Genomic DNA, 21,566 nt, shown 5'->3' on the forward strand with positions numbered 1-21,566 from the left:
TTGCAAATTTGTACAACTGTACACATTAAGTACCTATTCCTATCTTGGTACCTCAACCATCATATATAATTCAACTAAGTCATATTCTTGAATGTCATTGAACTTTTCAAATACAAGACCACATTCGTATCCTGTATTTACTTCCTTCACGTCATCCTTGAATCTCTTTAAGGAAGCCAATGCACCCTCGAAGATCTGAGTTCCTTCTCTTGTAATACGTGCAGAACAACCCCTAACAATCTTTCCGTCTAATACATAGGAACCTGCAATCGTACCAAGGCCAGATGCCTTAAATACCTGACGAACTTCTGCATGACCAATTACTTTTTCTTCAAAGGTTGGGTCTAACATACCCTTCATTGCTGCTTCAACATCTTCAATCGCACTGTAAATAACGCGATATAATCTTAAGTCTACTTTCTCACGTTCTGCTATTTCACGAGCTGTGTTATCTGGACGAACATTAAATCCAATGATAATTGCGTTTGAAGTACTTGCTAGCATAACGTCAGACTCATTGATTGCACCAACGCCACCATGAATGATTCGTACAGCAACTTCTTCATTGCTCAGTTTTACCAAGCTTTGTTTCACAGCTTCTACAGAACCTTGAACATCTGCTTTCACAATTAAGTTTAATTCTTTAATATTACCCGCCTGAATCTGTGAGAATAGGCCATCTAAAGATAATTTTGCTTTAGTATCTGCAAGAAGACGTTCTTTACCCTGAGAAATAAAGGCATCCGCAATATTACGTGCTTCCTTCTCATTTTCTGTTGCCATGAAAATTTCACCTGCATTTGGAACCGCATTTAAGCCAAGGATCTCAACTGGAGTAGATGGTGTAGCTTCTTTTACTCTTCTACCCTTATCATCCATCATCGCACGCACTTTACCATAAGAAGCACCAATTACAATATTGTCTCCGACATGAAGGGTACCTTTTTGTACTAAGATAGTTGCAACAGTACCTCTTCCCTTATCAAGCTCTGCTTCAATTACTATACCTCTTGCCATACGGTCTGGATTAGCCTTTAACTCACCCATTTCTGCAGTTAAGAGAATCATCTCTAATAACTGATCAATACCCTCTTTGGTATGGGCAGAAACTGGAACGAAGATGGTGTCACCACCCCAATCCTCTGCAATTAACTCATGCTCGGTAAGCTCTTGTTTTACTCTTTCGATGTTTGCACTTGGCTTATCAATCTTGTTGATAGCTACAATAATTTGAACACCTGCTGCCTTTGCATGGCTGATAGCCTCAACTGTCTGAGGCATAACACCATCATCTGCAGCAACTACTAAAATAGCGATATCAGTGGATTTTGCACCACGCATTCTCATAGAAGTAAAAGCTTCGTGTCCTGGAGTATCAAGGAAAGTAATCTTCTCTCCATTAATCTCAACTACGTAAGCACCAATGTGCTGCGTAATACCACCAGCCTCACGTGAAGTAACATTGGATTCACGAATCGCATCAAGAAGAGAAGTTTTACCATGGTCTACGTGCCCCATAACACAAACTACTGGTGGACGTTTTACCATAAGACTATCATCTTCGTCCTCTTCTTTTAATAACTCTTCTACTTTATTAACAACAACTTCTTTTTCTGCGATAATTTCATATTCTAAAGCAATTTCTTCTGCTTCTTCATAGGTAATCTCTGAGTTAATAGAAACCATCTTACCCGCAAGGAATAACTTCTTCACTACTGCAGAAGGTACAATCTTCATCTTATCAGCTAATTCTTTGATTGTCAGAATTTCAGGAAGAGTGATTGTTTTAATTTCGTCCTGTTTTTCTTGAACTTGCTGTGGCTTAGGCATAATAAACGCTCCCTTACGATTAGGATCTTTTTTGCCTTTCACTAGCTTAATATCGCCCTCTTCACCACTGTTGCGACCACGGTCACGATCACGATTACGATCACGACTCTTGTCGTTAAATGCTGCTGCTCTTTGTTCTTTTGTTAATTCATTTGCAAGATCCGATTTGATACTAGACTTCTCACTGCTTTTTGGATCTGTACGCTTTTTATCAAAGGTTCTTGTGTAGCCAGCATCTTTATCCTTGTCAAATCCGCCATAAGATCCCTGCCCCTGATTTCTACCAGCGTATCCGCCTTGGCCACCAGGTCTTCTATCTCCATAGCCACCTTGACCCTGTGGTCTTCTATCTCCATAGCCACCTTGGCCCTGTGGTCTTCTATCTCCGTAACTTCCTTGACCTTGTGGTCTGTCGCCATAGCTTCCCTGGCCCTGTGGTCTTCTATCTCCATAACTTCCTTGACCCTGTGGTCTATCGCCATAGCTTCCCTGACCCTGTGGTCTTCTATCTCCATAACTTCCTTGACCCTGTGGTCTTCTATCTCCGTAACTTCCTTGACCCTGTGGTCTTCTATCTCCGTAATTACCTTGACCCTGTGGTCTGTCTCCGTAGCTTCCCTGGCCCTGTGGTCTTCTATCTCCGTAGTTTCCTTGGCCCTGTGGTCTTCTATCTCCATAATTACTTTGACCCTGTGGTCTATCGCCATAGCTTCCTTGACCCTGTGGTCTTCTATCTCCGTAGTTTCCTTGACCCTGTGGTCTTCTATCTCCATAGTTTCCTTGGCCCTGTGGTCTGTCACCATTGTTTGGTCTTCTGTCTCCATAGTTTCCCTGGCCCTGTGGTCTTCTATCTCCATAGTTTCCTTGACCCTGTGGTCTATCACCATTGCTTGGTCTTCTGTCTCCATAGTTTCCCTGGCCCTGTGGTCTTCTATCTCCATAGTTTCCTTGACCTTGTGGTCTGTCGCCATTGTTTGGTCTTCTGTCTCCATAGTTTCCCTGGCCCTGTGGTCTTCTATCTGCTGAATTCTGACCCTGATGTCTTTTATCTCCATAACTTCCCTGAGCCTGTGGTCTTCTATCACCAGAATTTATTGAAGTCTGTGTTCCTTCTCCATCGTTTCCTTGTGGTCTTCTATCTGTATGTTGGTACTTTTTATCACCAAAGGTTTGTTTGTTATCGCCACTTTCGGTGTTTCCTGTTGTTTGTTGTTCACTCATATTTTTTCTCTCTCCCTGTCCTGTCATTGGTCGTTGTTTTTGCACCACTGGCTCTGAAGGAGTCTGCTCTGCCTTTGCCGTAACGCTGTTTGTTTTTTCTGGTTTTTCCACTCTTGATGCCTTTCCACTATCTATAGATTTTGGCTCTGATTTACTAACTGAACCTTTAAATTTTCCTCGGACTAAATCAATTTCTTTTTCTTCAATGCTATTGCGATAACTTTTTACCTCAGATCCTTTTGACTGTAAATAGTTAACAATCTCATTGTTGTCTACTCCTAACTCTTTGGCTAATTCATGGATTTTCATTTTTGCCATATATTACTACCTCCGCTTAGTAGGTTCTCAACAATCTCTCTTCATCATTTCGAACTCTCCTGATTCAAATATTTTTCTATGCTCCTTGCCATTCCTTTGTCATTAATACTTAAGGATGCGCGAAATTCTTTTCCTATCGCGTGTCCAAGATCGGTCTTTTCACCGAAGTTATAGATCGGTACATCGTAGAAGGTACACATATTGCGAAACATTTTCTTTGTATTCTCTGAAGCATCTTCCGCTACTATGACCACGCACGCCTTTCCCTCTTTTACCGACTTTTCGGTAGAAAATTCTCCACTTGCCACATATCCTGCTTTGGTTGCCAATCCCAGTAACGACATTACTCGTTTCTTCGTGGTTTCTGCCTTAAGCAACATTTCGTCATTCATCTGCAATCTCATTCAACTCACTTTCCAATTGTTCATATACCTCTTTTGGAATCGCAGTTTTTAAGGATCTCTCAAGCCCCTTACTTTTGATGGCTTTTCTAAGACATTCCAATGAGTTGCATATGTATGCTCCTCTACCGTTTTTCTTTCCAGTTGCATCAAGTACAATCGTATCTTCCGGTGTTTTTAATACTCGCACCATTTCTTTTTTACTCTTCATCTCTCCGCAACCGGTACATTTACGTAATGGAATTTTTCTTGTATTCATATCGTCATCTACCTCTTTCGGAAACCCTATTCCTCGTAGTAACTACCATATACCTGTGATTCACTCTTGATATCGATCTTATATCCAGTTAATCTTGCAGCAAGTCTTGCATTCTGTCCCTGTCTTCCAATCGCTAAAGATAGTTGATAGTCTGGTACAATAACCTTTGCACTCATTTCCTCTTCATTCACATCAACAGAAACAACCTTAGCAGGACTTAATGCATTCTCGATTAATTCCGCTGGATCATTACTCCAGTTAACAATATCAATTTTTTCACCACCAAGTTCATTCACAATGGCATTTACTCTAGCGCCATTTAGACCAACGCATGCTCCAACTGGATCAACATTAGGTTCGTTACTGTATACTGCCATCTTTGTTCTATCTCCGGCTTCACGAGAAATGCTCTTAATTTCAACAATTCCTTCTTTTACCTCTGTAACTTCAGCTTCAAATAGTCTTTTCACAAGTTCTGGATGGGTTCTAGAAACTGTAATCTTAGGTCCTTTGGTAGTATCTTTTACTTCAAGCACATAAAGTTTTACACGGTCTGTTGGGCGAAAGCGCTCTCCTTTGATCTGTTCATTTTCCATAAGCACAGCATCCACTTTACCAAGGTTAATGCTTACGTTATTTCCAACATAACGCTGTACGATACCTGTTACGATATCTTTTTCTCTTCCATAATATTGATTAAATAAAACTTTACGCTCTTCCTCACGGATTTTTTGAACTACTACCTGCTTTGCTTTTTGAGCAGCAATACGTCCAAAGTTCTTTGGTGTAACTTCCACTTGAACGATATCACCTAATTCATACTTTCCTTTTGGAAATTTCATTGTAGCTTCAGAAAGACTAATTTCCATTACTGGATCCTGCACCTGTTCTACTACAACTCGCTCTGCAAAAACACTGACAGCTCCTGTCTTACGGTCAATATAAACCTTAATATTATCAGCTTTTCCAAAATGATTTTTGCACGCTGCTACTAAAGAATTCTCCATCGCCTCTAATAAGACTTCTTTGCTGATGTCCTTTTCTTTTTCAATTTGGTTCAAAGCTTCAATTAGTTCCTTGTTCCCTTCCATGTTCTACGATTCCTCCTTTAAATTAAAAGTCAAGCGCTAATCTTACCATAGCGATGTCTGCTCGCGCAAACTCCATAGTAGTTCCATCTGCCTGCTTTAGTATCAGCTTCTCCTGATCAAAATCCGTTAAAGTACCCTCAAAATCTTTTTGCTTATTAATTGCCTTATATAGCTTTATTTCAACTTCTTCACCAAGGCTGCGTTTAAAATCCTTGTCTTTTTTAAGTTGTCTTCCAAGTCCTGGTGAACTTACCTCGAGAATATAGGCATCTGGAATATAATCTTTCTCATCAAGCAAATCACTTAAGCGTCTGCTGACTACCTCGCAATCGTCTACCGTAATACCGCCTTCCTTATCAATGTAAGCACGTAAATACCAGTTGCCAGCTTCTTTTACATACTCTACATCCACCAACTCGAAATTACATTCCTCCATAATCGGTGTTAGTAGTCGTTCTGTTTTTAATTCATATTCTTCTCTCTTTGTCATAAAGACACCTCCTTTTCTATTATTACCAAAATGCTACTTCTTCATGACAAATGATGTGCTGACTTGGTGCTGGTCTGTATGTGGTCCGGCTTCACAGGACCCCACAGCAAAAAGTAAGAGTGGACTTTCGCCCACTCCTGTCATAATCATATCATTGCATCATGTACATTATATCATTCATTCCAAATTATTGCAAGGACTATTTCAGAACTGTTAGGCTAGGCGGATGCTGACTTCTCCTGTATGAATGGTTTCCCTCTTCTTGTCTTCGTATTCAACAATCAACCCTCCATTGTCTTCAATTCCAACAGCGATTGCTTTCTTTGGTTCATTGAAACCTAAGATGTTAATTTCCCTTCCTAGTACCATCGAGTTTTCTCGGTAATCCTTTAAAAACTCTCTACTATCAGAATCCATACATACCTGTAGCACTTGATATAGTATTTCAGCGATTAACTGATTTCTGTTTACTCCATGGGTATCTCCATGATAAAGTGCTCCAGCCGTCTCCTTTAAATCAGAAGGAATTTGTTCTAGCTTAATATTAAAGTTAATACCTATTCCAAGAATGATACTATCAATAAGTCCTGTTTCACAATCTGTGACAGCTTCTGTTAAGATACCGCAGACTTTTTTCCCTTCATAATATAAATCATTGACCCACTTAATCTGCGTTTCCTTTTGTGTCACCTTTTTAATCGCTCGATAAACAGCAACCGAAGCAGCTGTTGTCATATAAATAGCATCCGAAGCCGTAAGTAGTGGTTTTAATATAATACTCATATAGATACCGCTACCCTGCATCGATATAAAGTTTCTTCCTCGTCTACCTCGACCTGCTGTCTGCTCATTTGCAACAAACACATTACCATGAGGAACTCCGTTTGCAGCGGCCATTTTTGCATCTTGATTCGTAGAACCAGTAATTTCTTTTACTTCTATATGCAATCCTTCGTGCTCTTTGCTAAGAAAGGTTCTAATTCCTTCTACAGATAAAACATCATTCGTTGTAGCCAGACAATAACCTCTGTTTGGTACTGCATGAATTAAATATCCCATTGCTTCTAGTGCTTTGATTGCTTTCCAAACCGCAGCTCTTGACACTTTTATTCTTCCTGCCAGCTCTTCTCCAGAAAAAAATTCACCGCGATTTTCTTCTAATGTTTTAAGTACCTCTTGTTTTACAGACATTCAATCCCTCATTTCACCTCGGTAGTAAGAGTCGCCCTCTTTTTAATAACATTAATTATAGCGATTTTATAGAAAGGATTCAACTACCAGATGCGATTTTTCTAGTAAATGTTCCTAGGATAGAGCTTATATTTTAAGAAGAGATACGATGAATAATAATATAGTTATTTCTCGTTACTTGCCTTTGTATAAGGAGCTAAAGTGATACGCACAAAGAATCCACGACCATGAAGACAGTTCGGACAAACCTCAGGAGCTTCTTTTCCTTCAAGAACATAACCACAATAAAGACACATCCACTCAGTTTCCACCTCTGAGACAAATAGCTTATTGTCACGAATCATGTCAGCTATCATAGTAAATCGATCGCCATGAATCTTTTCAACACTTGCTATCATATGAAATTGTGCTGCTATTTGAGGAAAGCCTTCTTCTTTAGCTTTCTCGCTAAATTTCTTATAGACATCATCATGCTCCTCAAACTCATTATGAGCTGCTGCACGAAGTAGTTTTTCTAAGTCATCATGTAAATCCACAGGATAACCGCCATCTACTGTAATTGTTTCTCCGGTAAAAGGTTTTAAGTGTTCATAAAATAATTTTGCATGAGCATACTCTTGATCCGCAGTAAAATTAAATATTTGCTCAATCACATAATATCCTTGCTTTCTAGCTTGTTTTCCTGAAAAGGTGTATCGATTTCTAGCCTGACTCTCTCCTGCAAAAGCTCTCATTAAATTCTCTTTGGTTTCACTATCTTTAAATTCAATAGACATAAAATAACCTCCTGTATTCCATACTCTTTTAAAAGTATTGCCGAAAAAACAGAAGGTTATTATTAAATTACTATACATTGTATTTTATTGAATTTAGATAGCGCTCTAGTTATCTAAAAGTAGATGCTTTCATTACGATAAAATTCCCGTATCAGTAGCTGCTTTATAATAAGTAACTAACGGTAGAAAACTTTGAGCAAAGTTTTTGGTTCCCGGACCCGGTCCTATGACGCTATCTTCTATAATCTTTTTACTGCCACCCATACTAGCATTTTGATCCCGTGTAGCTAGCTCAAACGTCATTAATCCATAAGTAAGATATTTCTCATCTCCCGTTAACTCATAACATATCGTTAATGCTTCTAGGATAATTGTGTTATTGCCAAGACGCTTAAGGCTAGGTAACTCTTTGTAGTAGAACAGACCATTGTCCATATAGCAGTTTTCTATTAAGTCATCCACTGCTCGGAGTATCATACTTTTTATATTTTCGCTTGGTCTAATACGATGGTATCTCATAAGGCTTCCAACCGCAATAGAAATCATAAATACTACACGAATTGCGGTATTATCAGTATAAGGAGATAGCCAGTACCCATATTCCTTCTCCCAATCCTCAAAATGCCCTACAATCCAATCACACTTTACTAGCCAACGTTCCTCGTGAGTTTCTTTATATAAGGCCACTAAGCTTCGCATCGCCCAGCCAGTTTCTCTCGCATTAATCTCTCCCTTTTGTTGAAACATTGGTGTTTCTAGTAAACGTAAGATATTTTCTCCGATTCCGATGGCTGTTTTATAGCTTTCTTCATCCCCTGTAAAATGATAGTAATCAATTAAGCCTTCGACCCATTGATGACTACATACAATCTCACTGTTTAATACATGATTGTTCGTATGTTCCCATTGACCACCAAAATATAATGGATTGTCGCTATAGTGGCATACATCTACATCCATCCAATGTCTACCTGCTACTAATAAATAATCTAAGAATCGTCTTGTACCAGTCCTTACATACATGAGTGCACATGCATGAGGAAAATCATATTCATTGTTCGTCCAAACTGGTAATCCGCCCCCACGTCCTTGCGTAGTATAACCAGGATCAGGGGAGTCTCCCCAATTTAACATACCATAGCATCTAGAATGACTATCCGCTTTTGCAATTAATGAGAGTTCTACTTTTTGTATTTTCTTATCAACAAAGACATCATGGAAGGTTTTTGAATCACTATAAACTTTACTGTCTAATTGCGGACGATCTGGCATCTGATAAATTAAACTGCGGTTGTTTAATTCTTTTAAATCTTCATCAGCAGAGTGGAAATGAAGTAATAATTTTTGTTCTCTTGCCATGCCAGATTGCATTATAATCTTCGTTGCATTTTCAGGAACTAGACTAATCTTGATGCCCTGCTTTGAGGCTTCCACTGCCTTAGGGTAGTTTTGCTGTGCCTGATAAATCGTTGCACAAACACCACCTTCTACTGTATTATAATCTGCAAACATGGTTCCGTAGAACACTTCGGCAATATGCTCGTTCGCTTCGTATAATAAATCCTCTGCATCTACTTTTTTAGAAACGGTTTCTCCTTCTTCACTTACCAAGTAACTCGTGCGGTAATTCGAAGTTGCTACACAGGTGCGTGTTACCTCTACATTCTTTTCATTTTTAGCATCTATTTGATTTTTAGCCAAGATTTCATAGTTAAGATACTCTATAGGCAAGGCTTGATTCGAGGTGTTAAACAAGCGATATGCCACCTCAATCCATGGTTTACCCGCATAGGCAGTTAATTGTATCGTCACCTTATAAGATTGTTCTTCTATAGTATGTTCTCCGACACCTTCTAAGATTACACATACTGGACCTTCTTCCACAATACGAAATTGATGGAGGTTAAACTCACAGAGACCTTTTTTATCAATTTTAAGAAGAGGAGCCTTAAATTGACTTTCGTGATATTTTGTATCACCAAAGATTACTTCTTTAAAGAACCCACCCTTACCAGTATTAGTAGTAAACTCGAATCCTCCTGTTTGAATGGTATAATTCTCTGATTCCTTTCTCACAGTAAGTGCAGGTATGTCCTCTAATACGTCATTATTCGTATTCAAATTATCCTTTGTTTTTGTTAAGTGTTCTAAGTTTCTTGTTTTTCTGTCCTCCAAAAACTCTTCTCTATTGAGATATAGTTCATAAGAAGTCCCCTTATTCCCTGGTAAATTTGCTAAGAAACGTACAAAAATCCAGCGAATCGATCCATCCTCCCAATAGCTTGTAGCCTTCGTCTGTGATACTGTTTCTAGCCCATCTTTAGCTACAACAATGCCTTTCGTACTCTTTAACGTTCCTTTTTTAACTGGAATCGCAACACTACAAGGCTCCATCTTACGTTCTTTTAGGTATATCTTTTCAAAGGTTAATGTAATCATGCGTATTTCCTTCTCCCTTCCAAACAGGAAACATCGACTGTCCTCCTATAGAATACTTATCTTTCAAACTCGGACCATTCTATGTTTTCTTTTGTAAAAAACCGATACAAGTGCTATCGTTTTTTATTGTTATTTGCATTATATCACAATAATTCTTTATTGTACTGCAATATTCTTGTTCTATCAGGTTGATTTTACAGATTTTTTGCACCTTTCAAATTAATTTCTGAAATAGAAACTCAATAGAAAATATTTTTTTAGAGATAGATAAGCCCGCTATCATGCTTTATATAAAAGAAAGGACTTAAATAGAAATACAAAAATAGCTCTATGTCAAGTATTATGAATTCTAAGAATTCTCCATACTTACCATAAAGCCATTATCTCTTACATTTTTTCTTACTATAACTTAAGAATTATTCCTTCTCTATAGACACCGATGCCTCTTTTTTATTCTTATTGATTCGAAGAGCTTTACCAGCAAATACACCACCTGTTGCAACCAATGCTAGGAATATAAACTTAAATGAGGTTCGTAATAATTCAACTATAAAATCTTCCATCGCTCTACCTCCTTCAATTAATCTTACGTTAACCAAAACTAAATTTATTATACAATAAATTGATAGAAGATGCAAATTCAAAAAATAAAGAATCTTTCGTATTAGAAATAGAAAAAGTTATCTTCCTGTTCTCATCTACAGCAATTATTATCTTCGGTGAGAGAGCTCTTCAATAATATCATCCCAGTCGACACCACGTTCTGCCATTAGCACCATCATATGATAAAGGAAATCCGAGATTTCGTATTTTAATTCTTCGGGATTCGGATTTTTGGCTGCAATCACGATTTCTGTAGCCTCTTCTCCACATTTTTTAAGAATCTTATCAATTCCCTTATCAAACAGATAATTCGTATAAGAACCTTCCTTTGGATTCCTTTTGCGATCCAAGATTACTTGATATACATCCTGTAAAACTAATAAAGGATTTGATTCTTCATATTCCTTTTTCACTAAATTTTGAAAGAAACAGGTTGTATTTCCTGTATGACATGCCGGTCCTTGTGGCTGAACCATTGCTAATATCGTGTCCTTATCACAGTCGATTGTTAAGGATCTTACGTATTGATAATTCCCTGAAGTTTCACCCTTTATCCATAGACTTTGTCTGCTTCTAGAATAATATGTCATACGTCCAGTTTCTAACGTTTTTTCATAGGCCTCTTCATTCATGTAAGCGACCATAAGAACTTCTTTCGTCTTATAATCCTGAGTTACAACAGGAATTAATCCTTGCTCATTTAACTTAAATTCAGAAAATGGCAGGTTGCTTCGAAATGAATTCATTTCTATTCCCGCTTCTTCTAATAATCTCTTAATTTTATAAATGTCCTTATTTTCGTAATAATCTGTTGCGACACCAAGAACATTTTTTGTTTTTATTAAAGTCTCCATGTCATTTCGTAATAAACTATCTCTGATATAGATAGGAAACGGAGAAGCTTCGATTTTTTCTAAGATGCTCTCTGTCATATAGACATGTTTAATAAGCGCCGAATCGATGCCTAATGGAAGAATATCCTTAATTAAGTCTTCTCTCTGTAAAATACCATCATTTTTATCAGCACTCGCATCAAACTCTAAGATAATTTTATCTTTACCAAAACGATCAGAGCCTTCCTTTAGGATAGCCATATCAGTTAGTTTACAAAAAGGTAGTACCACCTTAGCAGCTCCAGTATAGAATGCTTTTTTAATATCTTCGAAACGTTTAGCAAGGTATCCAATCATGACAGGTATTTCTACCTTCTTCACAATGGTTTTCACTGTTAATAAAAATTCCTCTCTCTCCTTTTCTAGGATAGAGTAATTATAAATCAATATTTCGTCTGCACCGTTTTGCTCGTAAGCTAGAGCTCGCTTTATTATGCTGTCCTCTAACTCATTTTCCGCATTAATATATGCAATAATTTTTTTATACATAACTAATCTCTCTTTCTTCTGCCATACAAGGTAACAACACATCACGAACTTTTCCTTGTCATGTATAAGTTTAGGTACGCTTTGTTAGCTTTTCCTTCTTATGAATTAGCTACTGCTCGAATAGTCTAGTCGCTTTCTCTAACTCAATTCTTCGTTCGTATAATGCTTTTCCAATAATAACTCCAGATACATTAATCTCATCCAGTGCTTCTAAATCTTTCATCGAGGATACTCCGCCTGAAGCAATAATATTAAGTCCAGTCGAATCAACCATCTCTTTCGTGTGTTCTATATTAGGTCCTTGTAACATACCATCTTTGGAAATATCTGTATAAACTATTGTGGTTACCCCTATCTCTTTCATTTCAAGAGCAAGGGAAACCGCATTATAATTGCTAACCTTTTCCCATCCTTCAATAGCAACCATACCATTTTTTGCATCAATCCCAATTACTATTTTATCTGCTCCAAAAGTTGAAATAATTTCTCTTACAAACTGAGGATTTTCCACTGCTTTTGTACCTATAATAACACGGCTAACACCGAGATTTAACTTATGCTCTATATCCTGAATAGTACGGATACCTCCGCCAACCTGAATCGGTATCGAAACATTCGAAACGATCTCTTTAATCACTTCATCGTTCATGCTATGGCCAGCCAAGGCTCCATCTAAATCTACAATATGTATGTAGCTTGCTCCTTGGCGTTCCCACTGCATCGCTATGTTAGCGGGAACATGAGAATACACTTCTACATCATGAAATTGCCCTTGTCTTAATCTAACGCACTGCCCATTTCGAATATCAATTGCTGGATATAATCTCATTGTCTTCTCCTATCTGCCGTCTTTGGCCAACCATATTATTCTACAGTTCCTTTGGTGGATAACACTCCTTGTATCCTAGAATCAATACCGCATGCTTCATCAAGTGCCTTTGCGAATGCTTTAAACATAGCTTCTACTATGTGATGATTGTTACTACCATCCATTTGTTTTAGATGAAGATTCATACCTGCACTATATGAGATGGCATAGAAGAACTCCTTTACTAGTTCTGCATCCATATATCCTAACTTTTCACAAGTCAATTGTGCCTGATAGTTCAAATAAGGACGTCCGGATAAATCAATCGCACATAATACCAAGGTTTCGTCCATTGGAAGCAAAAAGGAACCATACCGACGAATCCCGGTTTTCTCCATCAATGCTTGCCTAATTGCTTGCCCTAAAACAATTCCGGTATCCTCGACGGTATGATGGGTATCTACATAAAGATCTCCCTTTACATTAACCTTTAAATCAAAAAATCCATGTTTTGCAAAGCTTTGTAACATATGATCAAAGAATCCAATTCCGGTTTCTATTTCTGCTATCCCTGTTCCATCCAGATTTAGCTCTAAGGTTATATCGGTTTCTTTCGTTTTTCTAGTAATTTTTGCTGTTCGATTCACATTAACCCTCATTTCTGCGCTGATATTTTCTATTCCTACGTTTGTGATGACAGCACAAACACAAACTTGTTCCGTAAGATAATTTAGAATCCTGGTTATGGGTATTAAGTTAAGACTTATTTCTTTTAACTTAATTCCTCTTCGTTTTCAAATCGTACTGATATGGAATTAGCATGTGCTGTAAGTCCTTCTGCCTGAGCAAAGGTTACAATGTCTTGATATACTGGCTGTAGAGCTTCTCTTGAATATGAGATAATACTGGACTTTTTGATAAAATCATCCACGCTCAGTGGTGAGAAGAATTTTGCGGTTCCATTCGTAGGGAGTACATGATTCGGTCCTGCAAAATAATCCCCTAGAGGTTCTGAAGAATACTCACCAATAAAGATTGCACCAGCGTTCTTAATCTTTGTCATTACTTCAAAAGCATTCTTTGTCATAATCTCAAGGTGCTCGGATGCAATCTCATTTGCAGTATCAATTGCTTCATTTAAGTTTTTTGCAACTAGTATATATCCATAATTATCTAAAGATGCACGTATAATTTCAGTTCGACTTAGAACTTTTAAAAAGTCATCTACTTCCTCCGAAACCTGTTTAGCAAGAGCTTCGCTCGTCGTAATCAGAATAGAAGAAGCTAATTCATCATGCTCTGCTTGTGATAGAAGGTCTGCTGCAACAAATCTAGGATTGGCAGTCTCATCAGCAATTACTAGAATTTCACTTGGACCTGCAATGGAATCAATGCTTACATTTCCATAGACAGCTTTTTTCGCAAGCGCTACGTAGATGTTACCAGGTCCTACAATCTTATCAACTTTTCTTATTGACTCAGTTCCATACGCAAGTGCAGCGATTGCTTGTGCTCCACCTACTTTATAGATTTCCGTGACTCCTGCTTCTTTTGCAGCGACTAAAGTACCTGGATTTACATTACCATCGGCTCCCGGTGGTGTTGTCATAGCAATTCTTCTAACACCAGCAACTTTGGCAGGTAACACATTCATCAATACGGAGGATGGATACGCTGCCTTTCCTCCTGGTACATAAACACCTACTGCATCAATTGCTGTTACCTTCTGTCCAAGAATTATGCCGCTTGGTTCGCTGTCAAACCAGCTATATTGTTTTTGCTTTTGGTGATAAGCCTCTATGTTATGTATAGATTTACGGATAACCTCTAGTGTAGACGCAGGTATTTGTTCGTAAGCCTTTGCAATCTCTTCTTCCGTTACCTGTATGGTTTCCTTCGTGATGGCCGCTTTATCAAACCGTAAACTATAGTCAAATAAAGCCTCATCGCCACGTTTTTTTACATCTCCAATAATATCTGCAACTTTATCTTCATATTCTCTGTATTGATTTGGACTACGTTTTAGTAAGTTTTCTAATATATTATTTTTTGTAACATCATTTAATTCAATTATTCTCATAGCGAATCTGCCTTTCTATGAATATTTTAGCATATGCTTTGGTTATAAGGTAGCTTTATTTCATATAATTAATTTATATAGGTTTGAGTTTCCACTATATTTAGCTTCTCATTATTTTCTATAGGTTTAGAAGCAACTTTATTCAGTTTCTCATTATTTTCTATAGTATTAGAAGCTATTATATTCAGCTCCTCATTCATCTCTATAATTTTAGAAGCTATTATATTCAGCTCCTCATTCATCTCTATAGTTTTAGAAGCTATTATATTCAGCTCCTCATTTTCCTAATAAATTAAATTATTTAGAACCTCTCGTAAGTCATTTATCATCTTAGTAATTCTTTCATGCTCCATCTTCATACTTACCTGATTGACTACAACACGAGCAGATAGCGGACAAATCTCTTCTAACACTTCCAATCCGTTTTCTCTTAAGGTAGAACCAGTTTCAACGATATCAACAATTACTTCTGCTAAACCAACAATCGGTGCTAACTCGATCGATCCATTTAATTTAATAATTTCAACCGTTTGATGCTTTTTGTTATAAAAATAATCTTTTGCGATATTCGGATATTTCGTTGCAACACGAATCAGTTCACCATGATGTAATAGCTCTTTTGCACTTGCTGGTCCAGCAACGCACATTCGACATTTTCCTAAGTTTAAATCCAAGACTTCATACATCTTTCGTCCTTCTTCAAGAATGGTATCTTTCCCCACCACTCCAATATCCGCAGCACCATATTCTACATAGGTTGGAACATCATTCGCCTTTGCTAAGAAGAAACGTAGTTTTAATTCCTCATTTGTAAAGATTAATTTTCTAGAGTTTGGATCCTTCATTTCTTCACAGGTAATTCCAACTTGTTCTAACATCTCAAGCGCCTTTTTCGCAAGGCGACCTTTGGCTAATGCAATTGTAATATATTTCACTATAACCTCCATATCTTCGCGTCTTAGGATAACATTCCTTTTAGTGGTACCTTTTGTACTGTTCCATCGATTGCATGAATCACTTCTACTTCCTCTTCGGTAAATAAAGCAAGAATACCACCAATCCCCATACGTTTTGCATAAGCGACGTACTCTTCTCTTGTTCTATCTTCCTTATGGGCTAGCAGCTCTATCTTCATCTCCTGTTCACGGAAGTGATTTGCTAATGCGACTGCACTTTCAATAAAAGACGAGTCATAAACAATTAAGGTATTCTCTAACTCCGGTTCTTCCATAAGTTTTTGTCTGCTCAGTGCAATCATTAGCTGGTCAACTAAAACAGCCATACCAATTGCGGGTGCTTGCTTTCCAAACTGTCCTACTAAAGAGTCATAGCGTCCACCTGTGATCACAGCATCACCTGTCCCATAGGTGTAAGCCCTGAAGATAATTCCAGTATAATAATTGTATTTACTAAGCATTCCCAAATCAAAAGTGATATACTGTTCATATCCATATAGTGTTAACAGTTCATACAGTTTTTCCATACGTTCCAATGCTTTTCTTGCACGTTCATTATGTATGGAATCCTTCACACTAAGTACCTTATTTAACGTTCCAAATAGATCAGTCAACTGCAAGATCACACTTTGTACAGGCTTTTCTAAGTTCTTTCCTCGTAATAACTCTTCCACACCAAATAAATTCTTGTTTTCAATGAGAATACGTAACTGCTCTGTTTCTTCCTCATCAAATCCTGCCTCTTCAACAATACCAAGGAAGAAGTCTGCCTGACCAATTTCTACTTGAAACTCTTTTAAACCTGCACATTGTAAGCATTCTACAGTCAAAGCAATCATCTCTGCATCCGCTTCAATGCTTGCATCATTAATTAATTCCGCTCCTAACTGAGTAGCTTCCTTTAATTTTCCCTGATAACTGCTACTATTAATAAATGTGCTGCCACAATAACTTAATCGAATTGGCATCTGTTCTGTTTTATAATATTTAGCAACACAGCGTGCTATGGATGGAGTGATATCCGGTCGAAGAACCAAGGTATTCCCCTCTCTATCAAAAAATTTATACATCTCCTTACTACTAACACTTCCTCGTTCTTTGCTAAAGATATCAAAAAACTCAAACATTGGAGTTTGTATCTCATGAAATCCATGCAGTGCCAAACGCTTACTCAGTTCTTGCTCTAGCGTCTTTTTCTTTGCAAATTCAGAATTATAAATGTCACGAACACCCTCTGGGGTATGTAATAATTTATCCATAAATATCCTTCCTTTATGAAATCTACTATAATTAAATCATAGCGTTATAAGTATTTACATCTTCAGGTTTTACTTATGCTCCTATTGATATGCTTTTGGAGTTTATACATTCCTATCACTTTAAAAACTAGCTACGTATTTCTATTCTTTTACTTTAATACTTATATTCATTTAATATTCTTAATAAAGAAGTATTTGCATTTCGAGTATTCTCACAAAAGTGGTATCTGTATATCTACACTGAAATAGTAACTGTATTACGACAATTCTTGTAAAAGAGTACTTATATTTCTGCACTTCTTGATTAAGAAGATGAAGTCACTCACCAAAAAGATGTTTTAAGTAGATTTATCACACTTTATTAAGGTAACGTGATAATTCGCTACCATACGAAGTTAACTTATTATAATGCAAATGTTTTTCTGTGTCAAGGGAATAAACGCCGTTAAAAATATTCCTTTTCTTGCAAAAAGAGCTGTCACAGACAGACTTTGGCGAGGAGTATTAATCCTCTCTCGCCAATAAGTCCTTTTGTAACAGCTCTAAAAATGGAACAAATACTCCACTATGCCTTCTTACATAAAAATCCTCGCAAAGCTCCTCTTTACGGAAACTCTTCCTTCCTCCAGATAACTTTCGATTCCAAAATTGCATGAGTTCTTGAAATCGTAAGTAATAGAACTCATCCTTCTTTGAAAAATAAATTATAATAAAGGATATTCCACCCTGCTCTTCAAAGTCCTCCATAAACTTTACCTGATGTTCATGGATATTTTGCAGGGAAAAGGTATCCACAGCACATTCCTTTGCATCAAAACAAACCGGTATCCCCTGAACCGCTCCAATATAATCAACTGTACTTTTTTGTTCAAAATAAGCTAGTGTAATATGACGTTTTTCTTTGTCGATCTGAATTGGTGTAATCGGAGTTGGTACCTTTTGAATTAATGCTAATCGGTTTTCCCTATACTTCTCTAATGTTAAATTTATTAACTCTTCTAAGGCTGATCCACGAAGCCCTCTTGAATTCCATGATGGCATTGATTCCCCTCCTTTTCACTATCTTTTGCAAAATTCCATACTTTATCTAACTGCGAAATAAACTTTTTTCTAGATAAATAATTTTTTTTCTATGTTTTGAAATAACTTAGGAGGTGGTGCTATTATCTTTTGATTACTTAGTTTATCTAGTTCTTTAGGAAGATTAGGAAATTCTAATCGATAGGAGTGAAGTAACTGGTGTTTTAATCCATATTGCTTTTGTAATTTTTTATTCAATGCTTCCTCTCCATATTTCATATCACCAATAATCGGATGCCCAATACTACTTAAGTGAGCACGAATCTGATGAGTCTTCCCAGTAATTAATAACACCTCTAATAATGTATATCCATTTTTACTAATAATTGGTTTATATTCAGTTTCAATAAAAGAACTCTCGCCATCTTTCAGGTCTTTCGCATAAATGGATACTTTATTTGTTTTCTCATCTTTTGCAAGATATCCTTCAATTCGCGCTCCCTTTGTCATCATTCCTTTGACAATACAGCGGTAATATTTATGAAGGCTTCGATCCTGCAACCTAGCTGACATTTCCTGAAGTCCGAATAAGCTTTTTCCGGCAATTACAATCCCACTCGTATTTCGGTCCAGCCGATTACATACCGAAGGCTTAAAGGTCGATAATTCCTCTTTTGTTAAGCTTCCCGTCTCTAAAAGATAAGCAATTAATAACTCAACTAAAGAAACGTCTGTCTCTTTTGCACGCTGTGATAACATACCAATTGGTTTATTAATAATAACCACATGAGAATCTTCATATAGAACCTCTAGTTTCTCAGCGCTTTGATTCACCTTCGCATCCAGTTGATATGATTCTTTGAATCCTTCTATTGTCTCCTCCGATAAAAAAAGACGAACAATATCTCCCTCCGTGAGCTTTTCTGCCCCCTCTGCCTTCTTCCCATTTAAGGTGATGTTTTTCTTTCGAAGCATTTTATAAAAAAAACTTTTGGGAGCCTTGTTAAGGTATTTTACTAGAAACTTATCAAGTCTTTGACCTGCTTCATTTTTTACAATAGTGATTTCTCTCACTTTTTTTAACATCCTTTACTATTAATCTATCAACAAGCATCATAAGATTGTTACTTCTTACATACGCATAAAATCATCTATATCTCAGAAAAGAATTTTGAACACGAAAAATGGTAAAACTATATTAAACCATGAAGGACAGCAATAAGTTGGTCAGTGCCTTTTCTTCCTCTTCTTTCAGTGCAATCACATTCCCCTGATTAACACGCTGGATAAATTTATTCTCATCCTTTAATATTGTAACCTTCACTGGTAAACCTTGCTTTTTAAAGCTCTCTATCAAATATTTTTCCATGTAATCTTTCTTTACTTTCTCTTTCCTAATGAGTCCATATACCTGATTTCCAACAACCGTAAGAAAATCCAGATTCATTACCTTATCTGGTGAAGTAAATACAACATCCGTATAGAGGCATTCTTTCCTACTTAATTGCCCCTCTATTCTCTGATAAATCTCATCGGGAACAGAAGTATACGGTGCAATGATGATAAAACCAACTAACTGCTTTGCAGCTGGTAATACACAAAGAACTGCTAGAATTGTAAATATGTTGGTTTTCTCCCACTTATTAAGAGCTAAACCTAGGATAAAGATAGCTGCAGCTACCAAAAACATAGTCAGTGACTTTATAAACTGAACTTTTTTACGATACCTAATATAGCCGTGTTCTCCCTTTTTGATTTTATTCATCCGTATCTCCATTCTTCCGTACATTTATTGTTAGCTCTAATATCGTAGATTCCCAAACATGAATACAAACTAGCATAACTAGATAATCTAGCACGGAGTACCTCTATTCTTTCGATACCTCATCAAATGATTTTATAAAGTAATCCGCTAATCTCTTCTTTTCCTCCTCAATTGGTACGGAGAACTCATCCCAAACAGCACAAACCTTCATATTAGCATTTTTTCCTGCTAAGATTCCTTGAGGAATATCTTCAAACACCAGACAGTTTTCTGGCTCAACGGAAAGCTTCTTTGCAACATATAGGTAAATATCTGGTGACGGTTTTCCCTTGGCTACCTCACAAGAAGTATGAACGGCATCAAAATACTGTTCCACATCAAGCCCTTTTAGCACCGCACTGGCAAGCTCCCTAGAATTGCTGGTTGCAATTCCCGTTTTTATATTATTTTCTTTTAGGTATTGTAAAAACTTAAGTGCTCCTTGTTTCAATGGAACTTCATTTGTATATTTTTCATATGCCATCTCATTCCAAGCATCTTTAATTTCTTCCACGGAAGGTTCTAACTGAAACCGTTCTTTAAAATATACCGCAGTTTCAGAAAAACTCATTCCTTCAATTTCTCGTTGTAGATTTTCGGGCAAATCAATTCCAAATCTACTTAAGTATTCCACATCGATTGCCTTCCACATCCACATGGAGTCAACTAAAGTACCATCTAAATCAAAAATAACCGCATTTATATTCTTTAACATGATAACTCCCTCTATATAACTTTAGCATGCGTACCTATTTCAATAATCTAAATTTCTGCTTACCTTAGTACTTTCTTAGATTAAAACAGGGAATGCACCTGTTTATATTTTCATTCTTATCTCATACTACCCTTAACCAAGCAAAGTAGTAATTACACATGTTCAAATTTATTTGCTACTTCGTAATGCCTTGATTTCATCTTCCGTAAGCTCGCGATATTCCCCGAGTGAAAGATTCTCATCAAGGTTAAGACTCCCCATAGATATACGTTTTAAGTATACCACTTCATTCTTAACCGCTTCAAACATTCGCTTAATTTGATGAAATTTTCCTTCTCGAATGGTCACATAAGCTTCTCGCTCTGAGACACGTTTTAAAACAGCTGGTAAGGCAGTAAATTCCTCATCAATGGTAAGTCCAGATGCAAATGCTTCTTCATCTTCTTTTTTAAGAGGATCACGAAGTCTTGCAAAATAAACTTTATCTACATGTTTTTTCGGACTTAAAAGCTGATGCGCTAAATCGCCATCATTTGTTATAATTAAAAGTCCCTCGGTATCCTTGTCTAAGCGTCCTACAGGGAAAAGATCTTTTCTCTTTGCTTCCTCTATTAAATCAACAACGGTTGTCTGTTTCTTATCATTGGATGCAGACACAACTCCAGCGGGCTTATTTAACATATAATACTCTAGATGAACGTAGGATAGCTCTCTGCCATCCACGGAGATTCTATCTTGATTACTATTTACCTTAGTTTCTGGCACAATGATGGTATTCCCGTTGACCATTACTCTTCCCTTTCGAATCAGCTGCTTTACCTCTGTTCTAGTTCCAACTGATAAATCTGCAAGGTATTTATCTAGTCTTAACATCGAATTTGATTTACTCATCCCTGCCTCCCGTCTCGTACGTAATTATATTA

At 37.1% G+C, this 21,566-nt stretch carries 20 protein-coding genes; all 20 read right to left on the bottom strand.

The genetic code is table 11. The annotated features are described in order from the left end of the window. Positions 1 to 39: 39 nt before the first annotated feature. Complete coding sequence (gene infB / locus CC92_RS0104885; protein ID WP_029504123.1) at positions 40 to 3,369, bottom strand: translation initiation factor IF-2; 3,330 nt, start codon at positions 3,367 to 3,369, stop codon at positions 40 to 42. 44 nt (positions 3,370 to 3,413) lie between these two features. Then, complete coding sequence (locus CC92_RS0104890) at positions 3,414 to 3,761, bottom strand: L7Ae/L30e/S12e/Gadd45 family ribosomal protein (RefSeq protein WP_081841925.1); 348 nt, start codon at positions 3,759 to 3,761, stop codon at positions 3,414 to 3,416. After that, positions 3,754 to 4,029 (bottom strand): RNase P modulator RnpM, encoded by a 276-nt coding sequence (gene rnpM / locus CC92_RS0104895; RefSeq protein WP_029504121.1) that lies wholly within the window; start codon positions 4,027 to 4,029, stop codon positions 3,754 to 3,756. Before rnpM ends, CC92_RS0104890 begins: the two co-directional genes overlap by 8 nt. Before the next feature lie 26 nt (positions 4,030 to 4,055). Further along, complete coding sequence (gene nusA, locus CC92_RS0104900) at positions 4,056 to 5,120, bottom strand: transcription termination factor NusA (protein ID WP_029504120.1); 1,065 nt, start codon at positions 5,118 to 5,120, stop codon at positions 4,056 to 4,058. Between the two features lie 22 nt (positions 5,121 to 5,142). Then, positions 5,143 to 5,610, bottom strand: coding sequence for a ribosome maturation factor RimP (gene rimP, locus CC92_RS0104905; protein ID WP_029504119.1), 468 nt, complete (start codon positions 5,608 to 5,610; stop codon positions 5,143 to 5,145). Positions 5,611 to 5,823: 213 nt separating this feature from the next. Beyond that, positions 5,824 to 6,801: a biotin--[acetyl-CoA-carboxylase] ligase gene (locus tag CC92_RS0104910; RefSeq protein ID WP_029504117.1), complete on the bottom strand. Its 978-nt coding sequence runs from the start codon at positions 6,799 to 6,801 to the stop codon at positions 5,824 to 5,826. 164 nt (positions 6,802 to 6,965) lie between these two features. After that, complete coding sequence (gene rbr, locus CC92_RS0104915; RefSeq protein ID WP_029504115.1) at positions 6,966 to 7,577, bottom strand: rubrerythrin; 612 nt, start codon at positions 7,575 to 7,577, stop codon at positions 6,966 to 6,968. Positions 7,578 to 7,709: 132 nt separating this feature from the next. Next, on the bottom strand, positions 7,710 to 10,016 hold the full coding sequence (locus tag CC92_RS0104920; protein ID WP_029504113.1) for a hypothetical protein: 2,307 nt from the start codon (positions 10,014 to 10,016) through the stop codon (positions 7,710 to 7,712). A gap of 416 nt (positions 10,017 to 10,432) precedes the next feature. Continuing rightward, positions 10,433 to 10,579: a hypothetical protein gene (locus CC92_RS22775; protein WP_197035780.1), complete on the bottom strand. Its 147-nt coding sequence runs from the start codon at positions 10,577 to 10,579 to the stop codon at positions 10,433 to 10,435. Between the two features lie 147 nt (positions 10,580 to 10,726). After that, positions 10,727 to 12,001, bottom strand: coding sequence for a bifunctional phosphoribosyl-AMP cyclohydrolase/phosphoribosyl-ATP diphosphatase HisIE (gene hisIE / locus CC92_RS22055; RefSeq protein WP_155998440.1), 1,275 nt, complete (start codon positions 11,999 to 12,001; stop codon positions 10,727 to 10,729). 109 nt (positions 12,002 to 12,110) lie between these two features. Beyond that, positions 12,111 to 12,830, bottom strand: coding sequence for a 1-(5-phosphoribosyl)-5-[(5-phosphoribosylamino)methylideneamino]imidazole-4-carboxamide isomerase (hisA, locus tag CC92_RS0104935; RefSeq protein WP_029504109.1), 720 nt, complete (start codon positions 12,828 to 12,830; stop codon positions 12,111 to 12,113). A gap of 35 nt (positions 12,831 to 12,865) precedes the next feature. Continuing rightward, the gene (gene hisB, locus CC92_RS0104940) at positions 12,866 to 13,456 is read right to left on the bottom strand and encodes an imidazoleglycerol-phosphate dehydratase HisB (protein WP_029504107.1); all 591 of its coding nucleotides are present in this window, start codon (positions 13,454 to 13,456) and stop codon (positions 12,866 to 12,868) included. Between the two features lie 125 nt (positions 13,457 to 13,581). Beyond that, on the bottom strand, positions 13,582 to 14,889 hold the full coding sequence (gene hisD, locus CC92_RS0104945; protein ID WP_029504105.1) for a histidinol dehydrogenase: 1,308 nt from the start codon (positions 14,887 to 14,889) through the stop codon (positions 13,582 to 13,584). 284 nt (positions 14,890 to 15,173) lie between these two features. Continuing rightward, positions 15,174 to 15,824, bottom strand: coding sequence for an ATP phosphoribosyltransferase (gene hisG, locus CC92_RS0104955; protein WP_029504103.1), 651 nt, complete (start codon positions 15,822 to 15,824; stop codon positions 15,174 to 15,176). A gap of 23 nt (positions 15,825 to 15,847) precedes the next feature. Beyond that, positions 15,848 to 17,104, bottom strand: coding sequence for an ATP phosphoribosyltransferase regulatory subunit (hisZ, locus tag CC92_RS0104960; protein ID WP_029504101.1), 1,257 nt, complete (start codon positions 17,102 to 17,104; stop codon positions 15,848 to 15,850). A gap of 504 nt (positions 17,105 to 17,608) precedes the next feature. Continuing rightward, positions 17,609 to 18,145, bottom strand: a complete 537-nt coding sequence (locus CC92_RS0104965) for a Holliday junction resolvase RecU (protein ID WP_029504099.1) — start codon at positions 18,143 to 18,145, stop codon at positions 17,609 to 17,611. A gap of 69 nt (positions 18,146 to 18,214) precedes the next feature. Then, positions 18,215 to 19,198 (bottom strand): RluA family pseudouridine synthase, encoded by a 984-nt coding sequence (locus CC92_RS0104970; RefSeq protein ID WP_029504097.1) that lies wholly within the window; start codon positions 19,196 to 19,198, stop codon positions 18,215 to 18,217. Positions 19,199 to 19,322: 124 nt separating this feature from the next. Next, complete coding sequence (locus tag CC92_RS21440; protein ID WP_051650832.1) at positions 19,323 to 19,889, bottom strand: hypothetical protein; 567 nt, start codon at positions 19,887 to 19,889, stop codon at positions 19,323 to 19,325. A 103-nt stretch (positions 19,890 to 19,992) separates the two neighbouring features. Then, positions 19,993 to 20,643 (bottom strand): HAD family hydrolase, encoded by a 651-nt coding sequence (locus tag CC92_RS0104985; RefSeq protein WP_029504094.1) that lies wholly within the window; start codon positions 20,641 to 20,643, stop codon positions 19,993 to 19,995. 168 nt (positions 20,644 to 20,811) lie between these two features. Next, a complete protein-coding gene (locus CC92_RS0104990; RefSeq protein ID WP_081841923.1) occupies positions 20,812 to 21,534 on the bottom strand; it encodes a pseudouridine synthase in 723 nt (240 codons plus the stop codon). Between the last annotated feature and the right edge of the window lie 32 nt (positions 21,535 to 21,566).

It is taken from the genome of Lachnoclostridium phytofermentans (genome assembly GCF_000733755.1).
Taxonomy (GTDB): domain Bacteria; phylum Bacillota; class Clostridia; order Lachnospirales; family Lachnospiraceae; genus Lachnoclostridium; species Lachnoclostridium phytofermentans_A.